Origin of the sequence: Aliihoeflea sp. 2WW, assembly GCF_000497755.1 — a bacterium.
Classification (GTDB): Bacteria; Pseudomonadota; Alphaproteobacteria; order Rhizobiales; family Rhizobiaceae; genus Aliihoeflea.
The window spans coordinates 1-2,434 of the sequence record NZ_AYOD01000057.1 but is presented as its reverse complement, the minus strand read 5'-3'; the positions used below and the strand labels follow the sequence as shown (position 1 = coordinate 2,434).

The 2,434-nt window shown below is 66.2% G+C and carries 2 protein-coding genes; both read left to right on the top strand.

The window, feature by feature from the left end; translation table 11 throughout:
• Positions 1-124: 124 nt before the first annotated feature.
• Positions 125-1,135 (top strand): serine hydrolase, encoded by a 1,011-nt coding sequence (locus ALII_RS0119520; RefSeq protein WP_024588898.1) that lies wholly within the window; start codon positions 125-127, stop codon positions 1,133-1,135.
• 191 nt (positions 1,136-1,326) lie between these two features.
• Complete coding sequence (locus ALII_RS0119515) at positions 1,327-2,355, top strand: fatty acid desaturase (protein WP_024588897.1); 1,029 nt, start codon at positions 1,327-1,329, stop codon at positions 2,353-2,355.
• The last annotated feature ends 79 nt before the right edge of the window (positions 2,356-2,434 follow it).

Below are 2,434 nucleotides of genomic sequence, written 5' to 3'. Positions count from 1 at the left end.
CTCCCTCCCCCTTGTGGGGAGGGATAAAGGGTGGGGGTCCCCTTCGAAAAACATTCCCCACAATCACCTGTCACATTGCCGTGACGCCCATGATTTCGCCGTGCGCGCTCCCTACCTCGCTTCCATGAACAGACGCGCCCTTCTCGCCTTCGCCCTCGTCTCCATCCTCGCCATCCCCGCCGTCGCGCAGGACGAGCCCCCGACCTTCGAAACCCTTCTCGACGAGGCCGAAGCCCTCGAGCCCCTCGAAACCGTGATCATTTCCCGCAATGGCGAGATCGTTGCCGAGCGCGGCTATCGCGGCAATTCGGTCACGGACTCGACCAACATCAAGTCGGCCTCGAAATCGATCGTCTCGGCGCTGGTCGGCATCGCCATCGACAGGGGGGTGCTCGAAGGTCCGGACCAGAAGATCGCGCCGCTCCTTTCCGACGATCTGCCGGGCGACGCCGATCCGCGCGTCGAGGACATCACGATCGGCCATCTGCTTTCGATGCAGGCGGGGCTCGGGCGCACCTCCGGCGGCAATTACGGGCGCTGGGTGTCGAGCCGTAACTGGGTGCGTGCCGCGCTTGCCATGCCGTTCGACGACGAGCCGGGCGGGCGGATGCTTTATTCGACCGGCTCGACGCATCTCCTCTCCGCCATCCTGACGAAAGAGACCGGCCGTTCGACGCTCGAACTCGCGCGCGACTGGCTCGGCCCGCTCGACGGTTTCCGCATCGGCTCGTGGGAGCGCGATCCGCAGGGCATCTATCTCGGCGGCAACCAGATGGCGATGACGCCGCGCTCGCTCGCCGCGTTCGGCGAACTCTACCGCAATGGCGGCGAGACGCCGGACGGGGAGCGCCTCGTCTCGGCCGAATGGATCGAGACCTCCTGGCAGCCGCGCACCAATTCGCGCTTCAACGGCGACGGTTACGGTTATGGCTGGTTCCTGCGCGAGATCGCCGGCGCGGAGGTCGTCTATGGCTGGGGCTATGGCGGGCAGATGCTCTACATCGTGCCCGAACTCGAATTGAACGTCGTGATGACGTCCGACGAGGCGAGCCCGTCGGCGCGCAGCGGCCACCGCAACGATCTGCATGCCCTCCTCGGCGAAATCATCGAAGCCGCGCGACGCGCCGAGAGCTGACGTTCGGGACGATTTGCGTGGACGCGACGAAGGGCGTGCTTGCGCCGCCTGCCGCGAGCGACTACGCAGGGCGAGGGGAGTTGAATTCGCGCTGCGCCGTTCTTCGGCCGTGATCGGGGTCTACCCCTTCCGAACATTTCGCGCGTCACATGTTCCGGCAGGTCGACGTTCCTCTTGCAGCCTGGAATCCGATGACGTCCCATTCCACGACCCCAGATGCCGTGCAGGCGGCCCGCGCCTGGACCAAGGTGCTTGCGCGCTACCGCGAACCGAGCACCGCCCGCAGCGCCTTCGAGCTCATCGTGACCATCTTGCCGTTCGTCGCACTGTGGACCGTGACCGCGCTCTTCGTGGTCGAGGGCCATTACTGGGCGCTGGTGCTGACGATCCCGGCCGCCGGCTTCCTCGTGCGCCTCTTTATGCTGCAGCATGATTGCGGCCACGGCTCGCTCTTCGCCCGCCGCGGTCTCAACGACTGGACGGGCCGCATCATCGGCGTCCTCACCTTCACGCCCTATGATTACTGGCGCCGCACGCACGCCGTCCACCATGCCACGACCGGCAATCTCGACCAGCGCGGCATCGGCGACATCGACACGCTGACCGTCGCCGAATACCGCGCCCTGTCGCGCTGGGGGCGCACCAGATACTGGCTCTACCGCCACCCGCTCGTCATGTTCGGCATCGGCCCGGCCTGGCTCTTCATCTGCCAGTACCGCCTGCCCTTCGGCCTGATGCGCGCAGGGCTGACGCCCTGGACCTCGACGCTGGCCACCAATCTGGGCATCGCCATCCCCGCCGCGCTGCTGATCTGGCTGATGGGCCTCGGGCCATTCCTGCTTGTCCAGCTTCCGATCACGCTGATGGCGGCGACGGCGGGCGTCTGGCTGTTCTACGTCCAGCACCAGTTCGAGGAAACGCACTGGAGCGAGCAGGAGGACTGGAACTTCCAGCAGGCCGCGCTGCACGGCTCCTCGCATTACGACCTGCCGGCGGTTCTGCGCTGGTTCACCGGCAATATCGGCATCCACCACGTCCACCATCTGTCGTCGAAGGTGCCGTTCTACCGTCTGCCCGAAGTCCTCGAGCACCACCCCGAACTGCGCGACATGGGCCGCATCACCTTCATGGAAAGCCTGCGCTGCGTGAAGCTGGTCCTGTGGGACGAGCAGCAGCGCCGCCTGGTGTCGTTCCGCGACGTGCGGATGGCGATGGCGTGAGGGTGCGGTCCGCGCTGCGGCGCGGGCTTTTTCTTGAATTGACCCCCACCCTTTATCCCTCCCCACAAGGGGGAGGGAG